We start from the raw sequence: 21401 nt of genomic DNA, 5'->3' as shown, positions 1-21401 counted from the left end.
TACAGAAATTGCTTCTTGATCCGCAAGTAAATGGTGGGAATTTTAAGGTACTTAAGGTTGCCTTAAGATTCGATTTATGTAGTGTTCCCATAGTGTTCGTCAATTATGGCGTTTTGTATGCGGTCTCATTTGGTAAATGCTGTCCGGTTCAGCTCATCCTCCATCTGTGTTACGATCTGTTCTGGGCGAAAATATCGCACTACAGGCACATCGTGCTATAACAGATTAGGAGTGAACACCGATGTTGAAGAAGCTTGTCAGTACCACGACTTCGCTTTTGGCCGGATCTCTGCTGTTAGGAACGTTGACGTTCGCAGCTACCGGGACCGAAATTGCCAATCGAGCCGATAATTACTTGGGCGATTTCAAATATAAATTTGGTTCCGAGCCGTGGAATTCCAACTACAAATATTCCGATTGCTCCTCGTTCACCAAACTCGTCTTCATGCGTGAAGGTGTTTACTTGCCTCGGACAAGCCGCGAGCAAGCCAAGCGGGGCTCCTTTGTAGCCAAGCGCAATTTGGTGAAAGGCGATCTCGTGTTCTTCGATACGAACCGCGACGGCAAAATCAATCACGTCGGCATTTACATGGGCAACGGCCGGTTCATTCACAGCTCCCCGACCAATCGTGTCGGCACGAGCACGCTGAACTCCGGGTACTGGGACGATCGTTATGTGACCGCCCGCCGTGTACGATAAGATTGCAGTAGATCATGCAAAAAAGGACGTCATACGGGCTTGGATGCCCCGTTGATGTCCTTTTTAGGCAGATCAGAAAGTTAAACCTTTACAAAACTAAAGTATGGAAGGGCGGCTTTCAACTCTTCTTTAACAAGTAATCGACAGGCTAGCGACGCGGTCGCCTTTGAAATCACGGCCCCGCCGCTGCCACTCTTGCAGTCCTCCATACACGCTAACGGAATGCCACGACCAACGACCTTCAGGGTGATCTTCCCAGATCGTTTTTTTTAACATTATTTAAGTTTTGGGGCGAACCGAAGGTTCCCTCTTATTCATGAGGGTTTCGGGCTGATGAGTGAAAGAGCAAGGGCTAGGTTACTTGGCAATGGGTTGGTTTGGGTTGCATCTACAGATACTTTCGCTCAAACCCACATGTTCTAGCAAGACACCACCGATTCCAGCCGGTAACTTCCTTTAAGGAGCCGAGCCGAGCTATCTCCATGCCGATGTAGTCCGATTTTTCCTGACTACGCAGTACCCTCACAGCGTGATTAGAGCTCCAGTCCGAATTCACCCACTTGCAGTGGCATTTTTACGCACCTCTTGCAGAACACCCCGCTCCAATTCGGCAAAATCGGACTGGGGAGCAGATCCTGACTACGAGCGGCCCTGCAGTCCGACTTTTTCGGACTGCATACAAAGGTCCCCTGTGTCCGAATGGGTAAAGTTGGGGCCTTGTTTGAGCGAAATAAGATCCTCTGCGTTCGCTAGGAAGGCGGCCCATCCTGAAGTAAAAGTAACACCATGAAAAAAACAGTACCGAAAAGTGCAGGAGGAGGGAGTGGAGGAGCGAAGCGTCCGTCTTTGAAAGCGTGGCCCAACAACGACTAACCTTCAATTCAAGGGCCGTGCTTACAACAGCGGCCGGAACCCCTCTTTCTGTCCTCCCCACGCGCCAACTGAACTCTTTCGCTAGAGGACCTTCAGCGTGATCTTCCCAGATCGTTTTTTTACTGCATCCGACCCACCAAGGAGATCCAATTGTGCTCGACATCGCCTGCTGCCCGATGCTGCCTGACATCACCTGCTGCCTCCTGCTCCACCCGCCGAGCATTTGTTTGTTCTAGTCTGGCCCTGCTCTTACCTTACTCGTACTCGTCTCCCCCTCCTCCTGCTCATCTCCCCGGTATCGAAAAGTAACATTAGCTCTTGGAGGTGCTTGTGTGGGGGCGTGTGGAACAACTTACAGGAAGAAGGGGATGGTGCAGCGCAATTTTTTGAACAGCGAGTAGGTGTGGTACGATTAGGGTGGTTTTTGAGACTACTTTACATAGATAAGGAACAGGAAGGAGGAGCAGCCTTGACGATAATCCCGAGCATCACCTTAGGAATGGAACACGCAGAGCAGAACGGGTTGGATTCGCAAAAGCTGGTGCAAGCCTTTCAGTGTATAGATCGCGCAATTGAGGAGGGGACGATTCCAGGCGGGGCTGCGGTCGTAGGCGGGCGAGGAGGCTGGATGGTATCGTACGCGGCGGGAAGTGCTGCAGTGAGCGGAGAGCCGGCGCTTCCGGTGCATCCGGAGACGACGGTGTACGACTGCGCCTCGCTGACGAAGGTCGTCGTCACGCTGCCGCTCGTGCTGCAGCTCGTCGAGCAAGGACGGCTTGGGTTGAACGATGCGGTCGCGTCGTATTTGCCCGAGTACGCGACCGAAGGGAAAGCTGCCGTGACCGTCCGGCAGCTGCTCACGCATACGGCGGGGCTGAAGCCGTATGTGAACTTGCACGCGCATGGCTGGCCGCGCGAGGAAGTGCTGGCGCAAGCGCTCGCGCAGCCGCTGGCGCACGCCCCGGGCACCCAGGTCGTTTACAGCGACCTGGGCTACATCGCGCTCGGCCGCCTCGCCGAGCGCTTGCACGGGCTGCCGCTGGCGGAAGCCGCCCGGCGGCACGTGCTCGAGCCGCTCGGCATGGCCGCGAGCGGCTACAACCCGCTGTCGGCGACTAATGTCGCTCCGACCGAATGGGACCCGGCCGCGCAGGCGTTCCGCCACGGCGCGGTGCACGACGAGAACGCCGCCGCGATGGGCGGCGTGAGCGGGCACGCCGGGCTATTCGCCACGGCGTCGGACATCGCGCGTTACGCCGCGATGTGGCTGCACGAGGGCGCATTGCCGCCCGCGCTGGCTGTCGCCGCGCCAGCGCCAGCTCCGATCGTGTCGTCAGCCGCCCCGCCGCCCGGCCAAGCCCTCGGCTCCAACGCCTTGCCGTCCGCAATGGCCGTCGCCGCGCCAGCGCCAGCTCCGACCGTGTCGCCATCCGCCCCGGCCGCCTCGTCGCCCGTCTCCACCGCCCAGCCCGCCCGCATCCTAGCGCCAGCCACCGTGCGCGCCGCGATCCGCTCCCACACCGGAGCGCTGACGCCGGGGCATCGAGGGCTCGGATGGGTGCTTCAGGGCGATCCGTTCGACGCGTCGGGGGATTTGCTGTCGCCGGAGAGCTACGGGCATACCGGGTTCACGGGCACTAGCTTGTATGTGGACCCAAATTATGGACTCTTTATCGTCATACTCACGAACCGCGTCCACTATGGCCGCGAAAAGTCCGTCGGCCCGCTCAGGGCGCGGCTTCACAGCGCTGTTGCAGGCTCCATCGCGCGGCTCTAATTAGAGACAAATTACAGACTTTTTTCCCGTTATTTATGGTCCCTTTATAGACTTGTCTCTAATTTCCCGGATCGCTTATGATAGATTCAGGAACAAAGAAAATCTCACGTTTCTGAAGGGAGCACTTATGAAAACTGTAGCAGAACTGGAAGCGAAATTGGCGGAGCCCTCCGAGGCGCTTGTCCGTGACATTGCCGAGATCGACGGCGACATTATGCTGCTCGGCATCGGTGGCAAGATGGGACCGAGCTTGGCCCGTCTGGCGCAAAACGCATTGAAGCAAGCCGGGGTCAGCAAAAAAATTTACGGGGCGTCCCGGTTTTCCGACAAGGAGCTCAAGGCTGAGCTGGAAGCGGACGGCGTCGAGACGATCGCGGTGGACCTGCTGAACGACAACCAGCTGCAGCAGCTCCCTGACGTGAAGAACGTGATCTATATGGCCGGCAACAAGTTCGGCACGACCGGCAACGAGCATTTCACATGGGCGATGAACGCCTACCTGCCGGGCCGAGTAGCGGAGAAGTACCGCAATTCCCGCATCGTCGTCTTCTCGACCGGCAACGTATACCCGCTGACTCCGGTATTCGCCGGCGGCGCAACAGAGACAACGCCTCCAGGAGCGAACGGCGAGTACGGCATGTCCTGTCTGGGCCGCGAGCGCGTATTCGAGAGCTTCTCGCACCGCTATGGGATTCCGATGGCGATTTACCGCTTGAACTACGCGATCGACCTTCGTTACGGCGTTCTGCTCGAAATGGCGAAAGCGGTCAAAAGCGGGCTGCCGATCGACGTCTCGATGGGACACGCCAACGTCGTATGGCAAGGCGACGCCAACGAGTGGGCGATCCGCTGCCTGAACATTTGCAGCACGCCTCCTGCCGTATTCAACATGTCCGGTCCGGAGACGCTGTCGCTTCGTTGGGTCGCTCAGGAATTCGGCAAACGTTTCGGTGTGCAACCGAACATCGTGGGCCAAGAATCCGACACCGCCCTGCTGAGCAACTGCTCCAAGGCGCATGCTCAATTCGGCTACCCGCGCGTAAGCATCATTCAGATGCTCGACTGGATCGCCGATTGGGTGGAGATCGACGGCAAGACATGGAACAAACCAACCCATTTCCAAGAAAGAGAGGGGAAATACTAAGCCATGGCACGCAAACCGTTAAGTCCCGAGCAAGTTGCCGCGCTGCATGACGGCTTGGTCATCCCCGCTCAGCCTTTGGCGCTGACTGAAGACCGCAAGCTCGACGAGAAGCATCAGCGCGCGCTGACCCGCTACTACATCGCGGCCGGCGCAGGCGGCGTGGCTGTTGGCGTACACTCGACGCAGTTCGAGATTCGCGAGCCGCAGCACAACCTGTATGAGCCGGTGCTCAAGCTGGCGGCTGAGGAAGTGGCGAATGCCGATTTGAACCGTCCGTTTATCAAAATCGCCGGCATTTGCGGCCCGACCGAGCAAGCCCTGAACGAAGCGGCTATTGCCGTCCGTCTCGGTTATGACGCAGGTCTAGTAAGCATGGGCGGCTTGAAGGAATGGACGGAGGAGCAGCACTTGGAGCGCCTGCGCGCTGTAGCCGAAGTGATCCCGGTCGTAGGCTTCTACCTGCAGCCGTCCGTCGGCGGTCGTATATTCAGCTTCGACTTCTGGCGCCAGCTCGCCGATATCGAAGGCGTTGTAGCGATCAAGATCGCTCCGTTCAATCGTTACCAGACAATCGATGTCATTCGTGCAGTCAGCTACTCGAAACGGCGCGACGACATTGCAATCTACACAGGTAACGACGATAATATTGTGAACGATCTTCTCACCACCTACCGCTTCCAAGTGGACGGCGAGCAAGTGGAGAAGAAGATCGTCGGCGGTCTGCTCGGCCACTGGTGCGTCTGGACCAAGAAGGCGGTCGAGCTGCTTGAGGAAGTCAAGCAAGTACGCAACGACGCAACGCTGTCGGCCGAGTGGCTGACTCGCAATATCGAAGTGACCGAGACGAACGCGGCCTTCTTCGATCCGGCTCACAATTTCGCAGGCTGTATACCGGGCATTCACGAAGTGCTTCGCCGTCAAGGGCTCTTGAAGGGAACCTGGTGCCTGAACCCGCATGAGGTGCTGTCGCCGGGTCAAGCGGAAGAAATAACGCGCATGTATAACGATTATCCGCACTTGAATGACGACGAGTTCGTCCGGGCGAATTTGACCGAATGGCTGAAGTAATAGGATACGGAGGACGGACAGTATTGTGCTGTCCGTTTTCCGCGTATTTTATCCAATTGTGCCAATCGGCATATAATAGGGATAGGAAAAGCTTTTATTCGATCGATATGGAAAACGAGGGGACCAGGGATGCGCTTTAAAGATGTATTCTCGATCATTGGGCCGGCTATGGTCGGGCCTTCGAGCTCGCATACGGCGGGTGCCGTCCGGATTGGCCGCGTTGCGCGCCATTTGCTGGGAGAGCTGCCGGAGCAGGCCGACATATTGTTCTACGGGTCTTTCGCCGATACGTACCAAGGGCATGGCACCGATCTGGCGATTATCGGGGGGCTCCTCGACTTCGATACCGACGATCCGCGCATCCCGAACTCCATTACGATAGCCGAACAGCTCGGCATGAAAATTGTTTTTCGACCCGGCAAAGGGCAGTTCCCTCATCCGAACACGGCCAAGCTGATCGTCCGCGCGGGCGAACGGGAAGCGATCGTCGTCGGCGCGTCCATCGGCGGGGGAAATATCGAGGTGCTGGGCATCAACGATTTCGATGTGAAATTTACCGCTATGTATCCTACTCTAATCGTTTTCCATGAGGATCGGCCGGGGATGATCGCTGAAGTAACCCGAATCTTGAGCCGGGACAGTGTGAACATCGGACATATGTCGGTCGATCGACGGGGACGCAGCGGAGAGGCTGTAACGGTCATCGACGTCGACGGTTCCATCACGGATGCTTTGGTGGAAGAAATCGAGCAGCTGTCGACCGTGAAGGAAGTCCGGAAGGTGGATTTGACGGAAAGGAGCGGGCCATGAGATTCCGCACGCTGAAGCAGCTCGTAGCGCTATGCGAGCAAGAAGGCAAGTCGTTCGGCCAAATGATGCTGGAAGAGCAAGCCGCCGAATCGGGACGTTCCGTGGAGACGGAATACGCGAAAATGGCGGAGTATTACCAGATCATGAAGGAGGCCGTACGCAAGGGCCTGACGGAAGATACGACGTCTCGCAGCGGGCTTACCGGCCGCGACGCGCAGCGCGTCGTGCAGTATATGGAGACGAATGAAGCCGCCGTCGGCGACATCGCCTGCGAAGCGATGGCGAATGCGCTGGCCGTCTCGGAAGTTAACGCTTCGATGGGCCGCATTATCGCCACGCCTACAGCCGGCTCCTGCGGCATTATTCCAGGCGTGTTCGTCAGCAGCCAGAAGCGGTTCGGCTGGGACGACGACAAGCTCGTCATGGGGCTTTTCTCCGCCGGGGCGATCGGCTATGTTATTGCCAACAACTCGTTCGTCTCCGGCGCCGAAGGGGGCTGCCAAGCGGAGGTCGGCTCCGCGATCGGCATGGCGGCGGGTTCGATGGTCGAGCTGCGCGGCGGTACCCCCGCTCAAGCGGCGCATGCCGTAGGGCTCGCGCTGAAGAACACGCTCGGCCTGATCTGCGATCCGGTCGGCGGATTAGTGGAAATTCCTTGTATCGTGCGTAACGGCTTCGGGGCGGTCAACGCTTTGGCCGCGGCCGACATGGCGCTGGCCGGCGTCCGCAGCGTCATTCCGTCGGACGAGGTTATTCAAGTGATGCTTGAGGTCGGTAGCGCTATGCCCGAATCGCATCGCGAGACGGCTAAGGGCGGACTTGCCCAGACGCCGACAGGCAAAGCGATCATGGATCAGCTGTATCGCAAAGGCAAACCGAAATCTTCCGCCGGGCAGGAACCGACGCCATCGAGTTAGAACTATATACGGATAGCAAATCCGAATACCGCATTCAGCATACAGAGAGAGGATGGGACCCGAATGACCGCTACGACATTGTCGAAGGAAACACTGCAAAGCGTGTTGGAGGGAGGCCGGAGCGGCGAGCGCGAGCTCGTGGCGTTCCGCCGCGAGCTGCACGCCAAGCCGGAGCTCAGCCTGCAGGAGTCGGAGACGGCCGCGCGTGTGGCCGAAGAATTGAAGAAGCTGGGGCTCGAAGTGCGCACCGGCGTCGGCGCTCACGGTATCGTAGCCGATTTGGTCGGACCTGTCGCCGGGCGTACGGTCGCCTTGCGCGCCGACATGGACGCGCTGCCGATTGAGGAAGAGACCGGCCTCGAGTTCGCCTCGCAGCGTCCGGGCGTCATGCATGCGTGCGGCCATGACGCGCACACGGCGATGCTGCTAGGCGCCGCTCGTCTGCTCGTACAGCAAAAGGACAAGCTCCGGGGCCGTGTCCGATTCCTGTTCCAGTCCGCCGAAGAGATCAACCAAGGCGCCAAGCTGATGATCGAGCAAGGCGCATTGGACGGCGTCGACGAGATATACGGCTTGCACAACTTGCCTACACTGGCTGCCGGCAAAGTAGCGACGCGGTACGGATCGCTGATGGGCTCCGTCGACCGCATCGAGATCAAGCTGCAAGGCCGCGGCGGTCATGGCGCTATGCCCGACCAGACGATAGATCCGGTCGTAGCCGGCTCCGCGATCGTGATGGGGCTGCAGACGGCGGTCAGCCGTGAAGTGTCCCCGTTCGCCCCGGTCGTCGTGACGATCGGCAAAATCCATGCGGGCGATTCGTACAACGTCATCCCGCACCGCGCCGAGATGGTCGGCACGATTCGGACGTTCTCGCCCGACGTTCAGAAGACGATGCGCGAACGAATTGAACGTCTTGTCTGCACGATCGCCGAAGCGTACCGCTGCAAGGCGGAACTGACCTACACCGAGCTGTCCCCCGTTCTAGTGAACCACGATGCGAATGTCGCCTATGTGGAACAGGTTACGGACGCGATGATCGGTCGGGAGCTTCGAGTGGAAGCTGCGCCTACGCTAGGCGGCGAAGATTTTGCGCTTTATTTGCAGCAAGTGCCGGGCTGCTTCTTCTGGCTCGGCGCCGGCCCGCAAGAAGGGGCGGAGAACGCCTTCGGCCTGCATCATCCGAAGTTTACGCTCAATGAAGAATGTTTGCCGCTCGGCGCTTCTATGCTTGCAGCGGTAGCGATGTCCCGTTTGTCAGACGCGCAGTAACAATTCCTGATGGAGGCAAGTCAACCATGCCCGATTCGAACAGCTCGGAAACGAAAGGAATTGCGATCGGTATAATCGGCCCCGAGGAGCTGGTGGAGAAAATCAACCACAGCCTGAAGGGTTTCCCTTCCTTCGATGCGGTGTCGCGTGTATACCTGCAGGAGGCGGAGGCGCCTGAGCTGGCCAAGGAGCTGGTCGAGCAGGAGCAAATCGAGGTACTGCTGTTCTCCGGTCCGGTTCCGTATCGGATGGCGGTCGAGAACGTCAATTTCAGAATTCCGGTTCATTTCGTCCCCTTGACGGGAGCGGGTTTGTTCCGGGCGATGTTCCGGATGGAGAAGCGGCACGGTCTGAGCGACATGTCGATTGACACGCTGACCAAATCTGTTGTGGAGCGAGCGTACAAAGAGCTCGAAGAGACGCCGGGCAAGCTGGAGTTCTCGAACGGAATCGAATATATCGGCATGGATGCGCTTGTCGACTATCACGAGGCGCTCTGGCGGAATGGACAGGTTCAGGGCGTTATGACAGGTGTCGGCTCCGTAGCATTGGCATTGTCGGAGAAAGGCGTTCCGACCGAATGGATGCAGCCGATCGAGCAGGACATCGTCGTCTCGCTGGAGCGGGCGCTCCTCTCTACGGAGACGCGCCGCAGCAAGGAGTCGCAGATCGTCGTCGGTTTTATCCACGTGGATGACTTCGAACGGATCGCGAACAAGCGGTCCTCGGAGCACGAGGTGCAGCGGCTGAAGCTGGACATTCATCGAATGCTGCTTGGTTATGTGGAGTCGCTCGACGGGCACTTGACCCATCTGGGCGGCAATGAATATTTGTTTATCACAACGCGAGGCATTTTCGAGCGGGAAACGCATGGCTACAAGTCGATCCCGCTCGCGCGCATCGCGGAAAAATATTATGGGCTCAGCCTCAGCATCGGCATCGGCTTCGGCCGTTCGGCCAACGAGGCGGGGACGCATGCGCGACTCGCGCTGCGCAATTCCAAGGAGACGGGCGGCGACATCTGCTTCATCGTCCGGGAAGACAAAAGCGTGATCGGGCCGCTCGAAATGACCCATCCGCACGAGTACGATCTGTCGCTTATCGATGCGAGTTTGCTGAAGCGCGCCGAGGAGGCCGGGCTTACCTCCGGCTACATGAGCAAGCTGGTGGCGCATGTGACGCGTTTTGGCAAAATCGACTATACGGCGCAGGATCTCGCCTCCGTGCTAGGTGTGACGGTACGGAGCACTCACCGCTTCCTGCTGGCTTGGCTGGACAGCGGTTTGATCGAGATTATCGGGGAAGAAAAAGGCAAGTCGAAGGGCCGCCCGAAGCAAATTTACCGGCTGTCCTTCTTGAATGAGCTGGTCCGCTAAGTAGGAGCTTGGCGGGTCCAATATAAGGAGGAGACTAAGTTGTCGAACGAATTGAAAATTGGGATTATCGGATTGGACACCTCGCATGTTACCGCTTTTACATCGATCTTGAACGATGCCAACCACCAGTACCATGTACCGGGCGGTAAAGTGGTCGCCGCTTTTCCAGGCGGCTCGCCTGACTTCCAGCTCAGTATTTCGCGCGTGGAAGGGTTCACCGAAACCTTGAAAAATACGCATGGCGTACAAATCGTCGACTCCGTGGAACAATTGGCGGAGCTGAGCGACGTCATCCTGCTCGAATCCGTAGATGGCCGCGTGCACCTGGAGCAGTTCGCTGCTATCGCTCCGCTCGGCAAGCCGGTCTTCATCGACAAACCGCTTGCCGTAAGCTCTGCAGATGCGCAAGGGATCGCCGACCTGGCGGCCAAACACGGCGTTCGCGTGCTGAGCTCGTCCGCGCTGCGCTATGCAGAGGGACTGGTAGAGGCTTTGAAGGATGATGCGAATGGCAGTGTCATCGGTGCCGATACATACGGGCCGATGGAAATCCAGCCAACCCAGAAGGGCTTCTACTGGTACGGCATCCACTCGGTAGAAATGCTGTATGCGGCGTTCGGCAAAGGCTGCGAAAGCGTGACCGTTACGACGAATGCGGATTACGATGTGATTGTAGGCCGGTGGAGCGACGGGCGTCTCGGCACGGTGCGGGGCAACCGCAAGGGCAACAACAAGTTCGGCATGACGCTGCATCGCGAGAAAGCTTCGCAGTTTGTCGACATCTATGCGAATCCGAAGCCGTATTATGCCAGCTTGTTGGAACGTATTATGGTTATGTTCCAAGGCGGCGAGCCGGCAATCGACTTCGCGGAGACGCAGGAGCTGATCCGGTTTATCGAAGCGGCGAATGAGAGCCGTGAAACCGGCGAGACGGTCAAGCTGTAATCGTGAAGCACATTTCGTTGGCAATGGTCAGGGAGGGGCTGGAATCGATTCCTGAGGCGGCGTTGCCCGCAGGGTATTCGTTTCGGCTATACCGCGAAGGGGACGAGTCGCACTGGGCGGACATCGAGACGCTGGCGAGCGAGTTCCCGGAGCGGGAAGCCGCGCTAACGCGCTTTCGGCAAGAATTCTGTCCCTATCTGGACGAGATGAAGCGGCGCTGTTTGTTTGTTGTGTCGCCGGTCGGGCGGTATGTCGGTACGACGACCGCTTGGTATGGCGATACGTTGGGGGACGGGGTGCAGGGCCGCATCCATTGGGTGGCGGTCATTCCCGAGGAGCAGGGCAGCAAGCTGGCCAAGCCGCTGCTGAGCGAAGCGCTTCGCGTGATGGCGGCGCTCGGGCATGAGCGGGCTTACTTGACCACGCAGACGACGAGCTGGAAAGCCGTGAACATGTACTTGCAGTACGGGTTCAAGCCCCATGTGCGAGGCGAGCTGTGCCGGGAAGGCTGGTCTTTGATCGAGGAGCAGCTGGGTCGCCCGGTTTTGACGTAGAAATGGGGAACGCCTGCCGGAAGGCAGGCGTTTTGGTTTTGCGTGTCGGCCGCCGGCTATTTCAAGGCTGCTTTTGCGGCGGTATAGTCGAACAAGGCATTCATTTCCATTTGCTGCAGATGCTCCAGGATCGTACGTGTTTGTTCGGAGCTGCCTGCTTGGCCGCTTTGTTGCCAATCGACTAGATCGACGAAGGAGGATGGGTTCCATGCCGATGCGTCCCGGAAGGTTTGCAGCACTTCTCCGGCATGACTATGCGGGAGGGTCGTCTCGTCAATATGGGCTTTCAACCACTCGGCGATCTGCTGCTTCGCAATCTCCATTACAGGGTGGCGGCCGGCTTGGCGGAACCAGTACTTGGCGTTCCAATAGTCGCCCTCCATCCGATGCATGATTCCATGCCAGTAGGCGCCTGTCGCGTCATGCTCGATTTGCTGGGCGTAGGAGTGGGAGACGTCCAAATTGTCGTTGCGCAGATGCAGCCCGGCGATTAAGGCGATTTGCATCGTGTCGGGACGGGTCGCGGCTCGGCGGATCGCTTCGATTTGCGCTTCCAGGGCGGGGTCCCAAGCTTTTGTCGGGGTAAGCAGTTGAAGCGATTCACGCTCTTGGAGTCGTGTTAGGACGGCGTTCAGTTGTGTTTGCACAAAGTATCAATCCTCCTCTTCGTGATTGCCGATAGTAAGTCCGAATATGAAAAGTATATCATGAGAGCTAGAGGCGCCTGCAACCGATTATCGACAGCTACAACCATCATCCATTTTATGTTAAAAGGGGCGGAAAGCAGCCATGAACATTCTCGCGGTCGGGGCGCATCCCGATGATATCGAAATTTCTTGTGCGGGTACGCTCAGCAAGCTCAAGCAGGCAGGCCATCACGTCGTATTGTGCCATGTGTGCAAAGGGGACAAGGGGCATTATCATATTTCGGCACCCGAGTTGACGGAAATTCGGCGGAAGGAAGCGCAAGCGGCCGGCGCGGTGATTGGAAGCGAAGTGCTGACTTTGGAGTTCGGGGATGGGGAAGTGATCGCTGACAACCAGGAGAACCGGATCCGGTTCCTCGATATGGTGCGGTATGCAAAGCCGGATATCGTCATCACGCATGCGCAGAACGACTATATGCCGGATCATATCGCCGTCAGCCAGTTAGTGTTTTACGCTACCTTTTTCGCCACGCTGCCGAATTTCAAGACCAAACAGCCTCCACTGGAGAAAGTGCCTGCGCTATACTACATGGACAACCTGTCGGGACTCGAATTCCAGCCGACCTTCTATGTGGACATCAGCGACCATCTGGAGACGAAGCTGGACATGCTGCGCAAGCATCAGAGCCAGCTCGTATGGCTGCAAGAGCATGACGGGGTCGATATCGTCGATTTCGTAACCACGTTCGCCAAGACGCGCGGCATCCAGGCGGGCTGCAAATACGCCGAAGGCTTCATTCAGCATCTCGTTTGGACACGGCCGAATGCGGTTCGGTTTCCGGTTTAACCATTTGTTTGCAAACATATGTTTGCGTGCGTTGGATGGGCATGGTACAATTGGGGTATGCTGATTTAGTATTGCATCCGAGAGACAATAATTTATTGGAGGAATGAATCGCATGGCAATCAACGTGTACTTCAACTTCGACGGCAACACTCGTGAGGCGGTAGAGTTTTATGCGGACGTTTTCGGCGTGCCAGTAGGGCAGATCATGACATTCGGACAAGCTCCTCAAGACCCGAACTACCCGCTTCCGGAAGAAGCCAAGGACTTGATCATGCACGCACGCATTGAAGTGGCAGGCACTCGCCTTATGTTCTCCGATACATTCCCTGGCATGCCCTTCGTGAAAGGCAATAATGTGACTTTGGCCCTCGTCTTGAAGGACAAAGAAGCCGTGGAGTCGGCCTTCCATAAGCTGAAGGTCGGCGGCAACATCACGATGGAGCTGCAAGAAACGTTCTGGAGCCCGATGTACGGCGCCCTGGAAGACAAGTTCGGCATCCAATGGCAATTCAACGTGGAAACGGAAGACAATCCTGCCTAATTGCTTAGGCGTGAGCGACAAGCATCGTCCCTTCGGGGGCGGTGCTTTTTTTTGACATATGCGAAAGTTTAAGTCCTTCACCGTATTGTTGCGTCAGGGGTTTCCTGACTTCTGGGAGAGCCGGACTGCAGAGTAGCAGAGCAAGGCTACTTGATGCTCGGCCGACTTGGGTTGCATCTGCCGCTTCTTCACCGCTTGCTCCTGGCTTGTCCGCACGACACTCCCGGTCCCGGCAAGTAACTATTCATTCGGGGAGAAGAGACAATCTCCGCTCGTTACTCTACTCTGAACATTCGCCCGCTTTTCAGCGGCCGTGGCGCCGCCTCGCAGCTACGGTGTCTGGAGTCCGAAAAAGTCGGACTGGGGAGGCGATCGTCATCCGCATCGGCCACGTAGTCCGAATGGGCCGAATTGGAGCGGCGATTTTCGATGGGGGTGCGTGGAACCGGCTCTGTAAGTGGGCATTGAGGTCGGGAGTTTCTGGTAGGGGCTGAGAGTGTAGTACGGGAAACTGGAGACAAGGTCCATGTGCCGCGACGCGGCATCGGTGTCTGGAGTCCGACTTTTTCGGGCTGCATGGCGGGAGCGAGTCTGGATCGGTGCCGTAGTCCGATTTTCCCTCATTGCAGAGCCATTTCCACGCAACCTCTCTCGAAAGCACCGCTCCAATTCGGCCAACTCGGATTAGGGAACCGATCCGGACTACGAGCGGCTTTGCAGACCGACTTGTTCGGACTGCATCCAGAGGGTACTTGGCGTTCGGCGCTCTGGGTTGCATCTACCGTTACGCTCGGCTCCCCATCCCCACATTCCAGCACGACAATCCGGGTCCCGCCAGTACCCTCTCCAGCAAGAAATGGTCCAACGTTTACTCACGGCAGGCAATCAAAAACCTGATCGGTGAACTTTCGATCAGGCTTCGCTTCCTGATCTAGGGTGGCGAGGGTAATGGCTCCATACCGAGTTCACGCAGCAATCCGCACAAAAAGTTCGCAACAACCGCACAAAGTCGCACCATTCACCCAGTAGTCAGCCTTCCGCATTCCAGCTCGTTCGCTACAGTCCACCGATATCCACCCAAAGCCAAGTCTAGTACTTCAACTATTTGAGTTCCGCAGTCATGTCAAGCTACTCCTTGAGCCCCTGCCGAAAGTTGAATGCAAAATGTATGAAACTTAACAGTCGCTGGGTCTTTTTTCCTATCTCTAACTATAGTAAACTGGAAATTGATCCCGTGGATTGAGGTTAATGAGGAGGCAGAAAAAATGAATAACGAATTATTTAGTTCCTGGACAAGGAGGGTGCTCAAGCAATGTTTCGCTATTGTGATCCTGCTGGCGTTTGCAGGTTACGCTGATTTGTTAAACGGGAATCGTGCATATGCTGTTGTTTCCACATTCAGCGGGAGCTTGCTTTCCGGTAACCAATCGACAGGAGAAGGTTTTTTTATGAGGCCAGTATTGCCTGGCGCAGGGGGGACAAATGCGGCTGACTACAACGCAACGCATGAGAAGGATGCTTTGACAGCAGGTACGGTTAATTATAACTATTTCTTCAAACGACTCGTTGTGGATGTTTCAGGCACATATACGATCACAATTACTCAAGCAAATTTGCGTGACACGGCTAATAGCTCTACTGATGATACTATTATGTTTTTGTATGAGAACGAATTCATTCCTGGTGCCCCAATGAATAATGTGTTAGCCGCTAATGATGATATTAATTATAGTGATAGCGGTGGAAATTTTAAGTCACGAATAGAACGGGATTTAGTTAAAGGTGTCAATTATTATGTGGTTATATCCTCTTACGAGGCAGGGGTTACAGGTTCAGTCAATTTTTCGGCCGATGGCCCAGGAAGTATGAGCACCTATGATGATCAGCCTCCTCCTACCTACACCGTCACCTACAACGACAACGGCAAGACGTCCGGGACAGTCCCAACGGATGCTGCCAGCTATGCACCCAGTGCGAACGTGACGGTACTCGGCAATACGGGAACTTTGGCCAAAACGCACTACACCTTCGGCGGCTGGAGTTTAACCTCGAACGGATCTCAGGCTGTGGGCAGCTCATTAACCATGGGTTCTTCCAACATCATCCTGTACGCAATCTGGACGCCAGTCACTTATACGGTGAACTACAACGGAAACGATGCAACCACCGGGACCCCCCCGACCGGCGGCTCGCAGAGCTACAACACCACCTTCAACGTAGTAGGCAATACCGGCACGCTGACCAAGACGGGCCACACATTCGCCGGTTGGACCATGTCGTCTGACGGCACGGGCACGGTCTACAACGCAACCTCCTCTTTTACTTTGACGGGGGACACGACCCTTTATGCCAAATGGACGCCTATTACATACACCCTAACCTATAACGGCAATTCCAACACAAGCGGTACAGTACCGAGCAGCGCCTCTCAAGCCTACAACTCCACAGTCACGGTAGCCAGCAACAGCGGCATTTTGACGAGAACCGATTACACGTTTGCTGGATGGAACACACAGGCTGATGGGTTAGGTACCGATTATGCAGTGGGTTCGCCGCTACTCCTTACCGGCAACATCACGTTGTATGCCAAATGGACGCCGAACGGCTATACGGTCACGTACAACGGTAACAATGCCAGCAGCGGAAATGTCCCGACGGACTCCAATTACTACCTAAACGGCGCGACAGTCACCGTCTTAGGCAAGGGCAGCCTGGTGAGAACCGGACATACTTTCCTAGGTTGGACACAGGACTCGAACGGCACCGGCACTCTCTATACAGCCGATACGCCTCCGTCCACCATCACCATGGGTACATCGAACATCGTGCTTTATGCCAAATGGGATATCAACTCCTACACGATTACATACGACGGCAACATGAACACGGCCGGCAATCCACCGGCAGACCCTGGCAGCAGCCTTTATAACTCCACTATCACGCTAGGCAACTCAGGCACTCTTAGCAAAACGGGCTATACGTTCGACGGCTGGAACACGCAAGCGGATGGTCTAGGAACAAGCTACCAAGTAGGAGCTTCTTATACAGTGGGGGCTTCGAACACAACGCTGTATGCGAAATGGACGATCAACAACTACCCGGTAACCTATTACGGAAACGGCAGCTCAGGCGGCGCGCCACCTTCGACTCAGAACCACAACTACGACTCCACTGTAACGGTGCTTGGCAACACTGGTTCACTTGTGAAAACGGGGCATACGTTCAGCCATTGGAATACGCAAGCCGATGGAAACGGAACCGACCTTTCCCCTAACGGCACGTTCACAATGGGAGCGGAGGCCAAGACTCTGTACGCGGTATGGTCGATCAACTCGTACAAGATCACCTACAATGGCAATGGCAGTACGTTCGGTAACGTTCCGACCGACGATGACGAACACAAGTACAACTCGACCGTCACTCTGAAGTCAAACACAGGAACTTTAAGCAAGACCGGATACACTTTCACAGGCTGGAATACAACTGCGAACGGCAATGGCACGAGCTATGCGGAAGGGGCCGACTATACGATGGGCCCGACTGACGTGACCTTGTACGCCGAATGGACTCCTATTCCGTATAAAGTGACGTATGATGGAAACGGAAATACGAGCGGGACCGTTCCGGTAGATGGGGCTACGCACATATATGAGTCCAGTGTTACCGTGCTTGGCAATTCGGGCCCACTTGTGAAAACCGGGCACACGTTTGCCAGCTGGAATACGGCTGCGAACGGTACCGGAACGCCATATGCAGCATTGTCCACCATGACTATGGGCAGCTCGAATGTGACTCTTTTCGCCCAATGGACGATCAACTCCTACACGCTGACCTACGACGGGAACACCAACACGACCGGTTCCGCGCCGCCTGCAGCCAGCTACGTGTATGACACAACCGTAACCGTAACGGGGAACACTTACGGCTTAACGAAAATCGGCCATACGTTCAGCGGCTGGAGCACCTCTTCTACCGTTGGAGGAACCGTTTATGGAACAGGGGATACGTTCCTGATGGTAGCTGCTAACACCACTCTGTACGCCGTCTGGACGCCGGTCCCTTACTCTGTTCTGTACGATGGAAACGGCCAGTCCGACGGTGATGCACCGGTGGGTGGCACTAACCATTTTTACAACGATACGGTAACTGTTCTTGGAAATACGGGCACTCTGGTCAAGACGGGCCATACGTTTGCCGGCTGGAACACGGCTTCCAATGGATCCGGAGAGAGCTATTCGCCAGCTGCTACCCTAACCATGGGGGCTGCCGATATAACCCTTTATGCCCGATGGACGGTCAATTCCTACACGATCACGTATGACGGAAACAGCAACACGACGGGTTCGGCTCCGACGGCAGCCAGCTTCCTATACAACACGACCGCCACGGTTTCCGCAAACACTTACGGGTTGAGCAGAACCGGCTATACGTTTACAGGTTGGAATACGAGTGCGGATGGGACTGGTACTCACTATGCCGGCGGTGCGACGTTCACGATGGGGGCGGAACCCGTCTTGCTCTACGCGGAGTGGACCATCAACACTTATACGATCACATACGAAGGCATTGGCAAGACCGGCGGAACGCCGCCGATCGACAGCGACAGCCATGAATACGACTCGACCTTCACGCTAAAGTCGAACGAAGGTGCTCTAACCAAAACCGGATACACCTTCACAGGCTGGAATACGGCTGCGGACGGCAATGGCACGAGCTATGCAGAAGGAGCCGACTACACGATGGCTCCGATGAACGTGATCTTGTATGCCAAATGGACTCCGATTCCATATAAAGTCACCTATGTGGGGAATGGTAACACGAGTGGTAACGTTCCGGTAGATTCGGATACTCACATTTATGAGTCCAATGTTATCGTGCTTGGCAATTCGGGCCCACTTGTGAAAACCGGTCATACGTTCGCCGGCTGGAATACGGCATCGAATGGTACTGGAGAGCCATACGCGGCATCGTCTTCACTAACTATGGGCAGCTCCGATGTAACGTTGTACGCACAATGGGAAATCAATTCCTACACGCTGACATACGACGGGAACACCAACACGACCGGTTCCGCGCCGCCTGCAGTCAGCTACGTGTATGACACAACCGTAACTGTCACGGGGAACACTTACGGCTTAACGAAAATCGGCTATACGTTCAGCGGTTGGAGCACCTCTGCTACCGTTGGAGGAACCGTTTATGGCACAGGGGATAAGTTCCCGATGGGGGCTGCGAACACCACCCTGTATGCCTACTGGACACTGACCCCTTACTCCGTGTTATATGATGGAAACGGCCGTACCGCTGGAGATGCGCCGGTCGATGGCACTAACCATTTTTACACCGACACGGTAATGGTCCTCGGAAATACTGGCGGCTTGGTCAAGACAGGCCACTCCTTTGCCGGCTGGAATACAGCTACCGATGGCACGGGAGAAAGCTTTGCACCCGATGCCACTCTGACCATGGCCGACGCCGATGTGACGCTGTACGCCCAATGGACGGTCAATAACTACACGATTACTTACAATGGCAACAGTCAGACTGCCGGAACCGTCCCGACGGATAATACGAATTATCCATACAACACGACCGCTACCGTTACGGCAAGCACTTACGGATTGAGCAAAACCGGCTATACGTTTACTGGGTGGAATACGTTGGCGAACGGTACGGGTACTCATTATGACGGCGGGGCGACGTTTACGATTGGCGCGGCGCATGTTCTCCTTTACGCCGAATGGACGATCAACCAATACACGGTCACTTACTTAGGCAATGGCGCAACCGGAGGAACGCCGCCGATCGACGCTGCCAATCACAACTACAATTCAAGCGTGACGGTGCTGAGCAATACGGGAAGCTTGACGAAGCTGGGGCATACGTTCGCTGGTTGGAACAAGGCAGCCGATGGGTCGGGAGAGGGTTATGGGGAAACGGGCTCGTTCACGATTGGGGCGGCTAATGTGACGCTTTATGCGCAATGGACGATCAACTCCTACTCCGTTCTTTATGACGGCAATGGACACACAGCAGGTAGCGTGCCTATCGACGGAGCGGCGCATGTGTACAATACGAGCGTGACGGTAACAGGCAACACTTATGGGCTGGCGAAAACCGGGCATACGTTCGCAAGCTGGAATACAGCGGCGGACGGTTCGGGGGCGGCGTATACGGCGGACTCTGTGTTTACAATCGGGGCCGGCAATGTGACGTTATTCGCTCAGTGGACGATCAACAACTATCACGTTGCCTATGATGGCAATGGACACACATCAGGTACTGTCCCGTTCGATGACGGCAGCCATCCTTACAATTCCTCTGTCATCTTGCTCGGAAATCCCGGTGGCTTGGGCAAAAATGGCTACTCGTTCGCAGGTTGGAATACGAAAGCGGACGGTTCGGGGACGACCTATGCGGCTTCAGGCAGCTTTGTAATCAAAGGAGATACTACGCTGTATGCGAAATGGGAGCTCATCCCGGAGGAGCCCGCACAACCGTCGAATGGCGGCAAAACGCGACAAGTCAACGTGGAGGTTGAAGGCAATCAGAACGGCGCATCAACTGCGGTCACGCTGGATGTAGTTCGGAAGGAAGCGGCGGGCGGCAAAAAGGTCGATGAAGTGGTGATGGAGCCGGCCAAAATGGAAGAGGCGATTAACCGCGCCTTGACCGAGTCCAAGAACACGATCCGAATTGTGGTGGATGACCTGCCGAACGACCTGGCCGACGAGGCTACGGTTACCTTGTCAGCGGCGGCTTATGAGAAAATCAATAACCAGTCCCTGGCTATGGAAGTGAAAACAGAAGGCGCAACGGTAACGTTGCCGAGCGATTCGATTCGTCAGTGGGATGGCAAAGGAAACGATCTGTACTTCCGTTTCATTCCGATTCGGGATGAGGAGAAAAAGCAACAGGTCGAGGATCGCACCGTGCACTCCACCGAAGTTCGTATTGTGGCGGGAGAAGAGCAAGCGATTCTGATCGGGACGCCGATGACGATCGAGACCAATTTCCAGAACCAGCGCGTGAAGCTCGCATTCCCGATTGATCCCAAGGTGCTGCCGAAGGGGGAAACGGAACGGCGAGCATTCGTGGACAGCTTAGGTGTCTATGTGGAGCACTCGGACGGAGATAAGGTGCTTCAATTCGGGACCATCATCTATGATGCGAACAACAACCCGGTTGCGATCGAAATCGAAATCAACAAATTCAGTACATTCACCATGATCGCGATTCCGAAAAAAGAGTCGCATACGCCTTACATTCAAGGATATCCGGACGGTTTGTTCAGACCTGAAAATCCGATTACGCGTGCGGAAGCAGCGACGATTTTCGCGCGATTGCTCACGGGGACGGAGTCGGGGGATTCGACAGCAACGGTTTCCGCGTTCGGAGATGTGAGCACGTCTGATTGGGCGGCGTCTGCTATTGAGAAAGTGCGTGCTGCCGCGATGATGACCGGGGTAACGGAAGATCGGTTTGCTCCGGAAGCTTCTCTAACCCGAGCCGAGCTGGCGGTGATCGTGGCACGCTGGATGAAACAAGCGCCAGGGGTAAGCGGAGAGGCTGGTTCCTTCACGGATACTGCGGAGCATTGGGCGAAAGCTTCGATTGAAACGGTGAAAAAGAACGGCTGGATGACCGGCTACGCCGACCTCGCGTTCAAGCCGGATCAACAAGTGACGCGCGCGGAGCTCGTGACGACGATGAACCGCCTGTTGAATCGAGGTCCGCTGGGTGGAGTATCAGACGCTACATGGCCGGATGTGAATGCCTCGCATTGGGCGTTCGGTGCAATTGAGGAAGCGTCTAGAGCTCACGTGGCGATCCGATTGCCGGATGGCAGTGAGACGCTGAAATAAAAAACCGCCTCAGGACATTGAAGCATGTGTCCTGAGGCGGTTTTTCCTATTAGTCTTCGATTGTG

Annotated in this window: 14 protein-coding genes; 13 read left to right on the top strand and 1 reads right to left on the bottom strand. The window is 56.1% G+C overall.

Going from position 1 to position 21401, the window contains the following annotated elements; translation table 11 throughout:
- Positions 1–241 precede the first annotated feature (241 nt).
- From PKO02S_RS02315 to PKO02S_RS02270, 10 genes are all read left to right on the top strand, one after another.
- On the top strand, positions 242–700 hold the full coding sequence (locus tag PKO02S_RS02315) for a C40 family peptidase (RefSeq protein ID WP_127579476.1): 459 nt from the start codon (positions 242–244) through the stop codon (positions 698–700).
- A gap of 1297 nt (positions 701–1997) precedes the next feature.
- Positions 1998–3350, top strand: coding sequence for a serine hydrolase domain-containing protein (locus PKO02S_RS02310; protein WP_127579475.1), 1353 nt, complete (start codon positions 1998–2000; stop codon positions 3348–3350).
- Positions 3351–3477: 127 nt separating this feature from the next.
- Complete coding sequence (locus PKO02S_RS02305; protein ID WP_127579474.1) at positions 3478–4494, top strand: NAD-dependent epimerase/dehydratase family protein; 1017 nt, start codon at positions 3478–3480, stop codon at positions 4492–4494.
- A 3-nt stretch (positions 4495–4497) separates the two neighbouring features.
- Positions 4498–5562: a dihydrodipicolinate synthase family protein gene (locus PKO02S_RS02300; protein WP_127579473.1), complete on the top strand. Its 1065-nt coding sequence runs from the start codon at positions 4498–4500 to the stop codon at positions 5560–5562.
- A 129-nt stretch (positions 5563–5691) separates the two neighbouring features.
- Positions 5692–6372, top strand: coding sequence for an L-serine ammonia-lyase, iron-sulfur-dependent subunit beta (gene sdaAB, locus PKO02S_RS02295; RefSeq protein ID WP_127579472.1), 681 nt, complete (start codon positions 5692–5694; stop codon positions 6370–6372).
- Entirely contained in the window at positions 6369–7289 is a 921-nt protein-coding gene (gene sdaAA / locus PKO02S_RS02290; RefSeq protein WP_127579471.1) for an L-serine ammonia-lyase, iron-sulfur-dependent, subunit alpha, read from the top strand. Before sdaAB ends, sdaAA begins: the two co-directional genes overlap by 4 nt.
- A 63-nt stretch (positions 7290–7352) precedes the next feature.
- Positions 7353–8561, top strand: coding sequence for a M20 metallopeptidase family protein (locus PKO02S_RS02285; protein ID WP_127579470.1), 1209 nt, complete (start codon positions 7353–7355; stop codon positions 8559–8561).
- Between the two features lie 26 nt (positions 8562–8587).
- Positions 8588–9937 carry a helix-turn-helix domain-containing protein gene (locus PKO02S_RS02280; RefSeq protein ID WP_127579469.1) on the top strand — a complete coding sequence of 450 codons (1350 nt, stop codon included), beginning with the start codon at positions 8588–8590 and terminating at the stop codon, positions 9935–9937.
- Positions 9938–9976: 39 nt separating this feature from the next.
- Positions 9977–10882 (top strand): Gfo/Idh/MocA family protein, encoded by a 906-nt coding sequence (locus PKO02S_RS02275; RefSeq protein WP_127579468.1) that lies wholly within the window; start codon positions 9977–9979, stop codon positions 10880–10882.
- A 23-nt stretch (positions 10883–10905) separates the two neighbouring features.
- Positions 10906–11436, top strand: a complete 531-nt coding sequence (locus PKO02S_RS02270) for a GNAT family N-acetyltransferase (RefSeq protein WP_246066802.1) — start codon at positions 10906–10908, stop codon at positions 11434–11436.
- Positions 11437–11492: 56 nt separating this feature from the next.
- Here the strand turns inward: PKO02S_RS02270 and PKO02S_RS02265 are convergent, their stop codons facing one another.
- Positions 11493–12083: a hypothetical protein gene (locus tag PKO02S_RS02265; RefSeq protein ID WP_127579466.1), complete on the bottom strand. Its 591-nt coding sequence runs from the start codon at positions 12081–12083 to the stop codon at positions 11493–11495.
- A gap of 142 nt (positions 12084–12225) precedes the next feature.
- On the opposite strand from PKO02S_RS02265, the gene PKO02S_RS02260 reads away from it, so the two are divergent.
- The 3 genes from PKO02S_RS02260 to PKO02S_RS02250 all read left to right on the top strand — a co-directional run bounded on the left by PKO02S_RS02260 (position 12226) and on the right by PKO02S_RS02250 (position 21336).
- Entirely contained in the window at positions 12226–12930 is a 705-nt protein-coding gene (locus PKO02S_RS02260; protein ID WP_127579465.1) for a PIG-L deacetylase family protein, read from the top strand.
- Between the two features lie 112 nt (positions 12931–13042).
- Entirely contained in the window at positions 13043–13471 is a 429-nt protein-coding gene (locus PKO02S_RS02255; RefSeq protein WP_127579464.1) for a VOC family protein, read from the top strand.
- A 1865-nt stretch (positions 13472–15336) separates the two neighbouring features.
- Positions 15337–21336, top strand: a complete 6000-nt coding sequence (locus PKO02S_RS02250) for an InlB B-repeat-containing protein (protein WP_164821249.1) — start codon at positions 15337–15339, stop codon at positions 21334–21336.
- Positions 21337–21401 lie beyond the last annotated feature (65 nt).

The sequence above is a fragment of the Paenibacillus koleovorans NBRC 103111 genome, from assembly GCF_004000845.1.
Taxonomy (GTDB): Bacteria; Bacillota; Bacilli; order Paenibacillales; family NBRC-103111; genus Paenibacillus_AA; species Paenibacillus_AA koleovorans.
The sequence above is the reverse complement of the archived record's forward strand: the minus strand, read 5'-3'. Positions and strand labels throughout refer to the sequence as shown.

Excerpts from the sequence above, each read along its gene's own strand:
- PKO02S_RS02315 (WP_127579476.1), top strand. The coding sequence starts at position 242 with ATGTTGAAGAAGCTTGTCAGTACCACGACTTCGCTTTTGGCCGGATCT.
- PKO02S_RS02305 (WP_127579474.1), top strand. The coding sequence starts at position 3,478 with ATGAAAACTGTAGCAGAACTGGAAGCGAAATTGGCGGAGCCCTCCGAG.
- PKO02S_RS02300 (WP_127579473.1), top strand. The coding sequence starts at position 4,498 with ATGGCACGCAAACCGTTAAGTCCCGAGCAAGTTGCCGCGCTGCATGAC.
- sdaAB (WP_127579472.1), top strand. The coding sequence starts at position 5,692 with ATGCGCTTTAAAGATGTATTCTCGATCATTGGGCCGGCTATGGTCGGG.
- sdaAA (WP_127579471.1), top strand. The coding sequence starts at position 6,369 with ATGAGATTCCGCACGCTGAAGCAGCTCGTAGCGCTATGCGAGCAAGAA.
- PKO02S_RS02285 (WP_127579470.1), top strand. The coding sequence starts at position 7,353 with ATGACCGCTACGACATTGTCGAAGGAAACACTGCAAAGCGTGTTGGAG.
- PKO02S_RS02280 (WP_127579469.1), top strand. The coding sequence starts at position 8,588 with ATGCCCGATTCGAACAGCTCGGAAACGAAAGGAATTGCGATCGGTATA.
- PKO02S_RS02270 (WP_246066802.1), top strand. The coding sequence starts at position 10,906 with ATGGTCAGGGAGGGGCTGGAATCGATTCCTGAGGCGGCGTTGCCCGCA.
- PKO02S_RS02260 (WP_127579465.1), top strand. The coding sequence starts at position 12,226 with ATGAACATTCTCGCGGTCGGGGCGCATCCCGATGATATCGAAATTTCT.
- PKO02S_RS02255 (WP_127579464.1), top strand. The coding sequence starts at position 13,043 with ATGGCAATCAACGTGTACTTCAACTTCGACGGCAACACTCGTGAGGCG.
- PKO02S_RS02250 (WP_164821249.1), top strand. The coding sequence starts at position 15,337 with ATGAGCACCTATGATGATCAGCCTCCTCCTACCTACACCGTCACCTAC.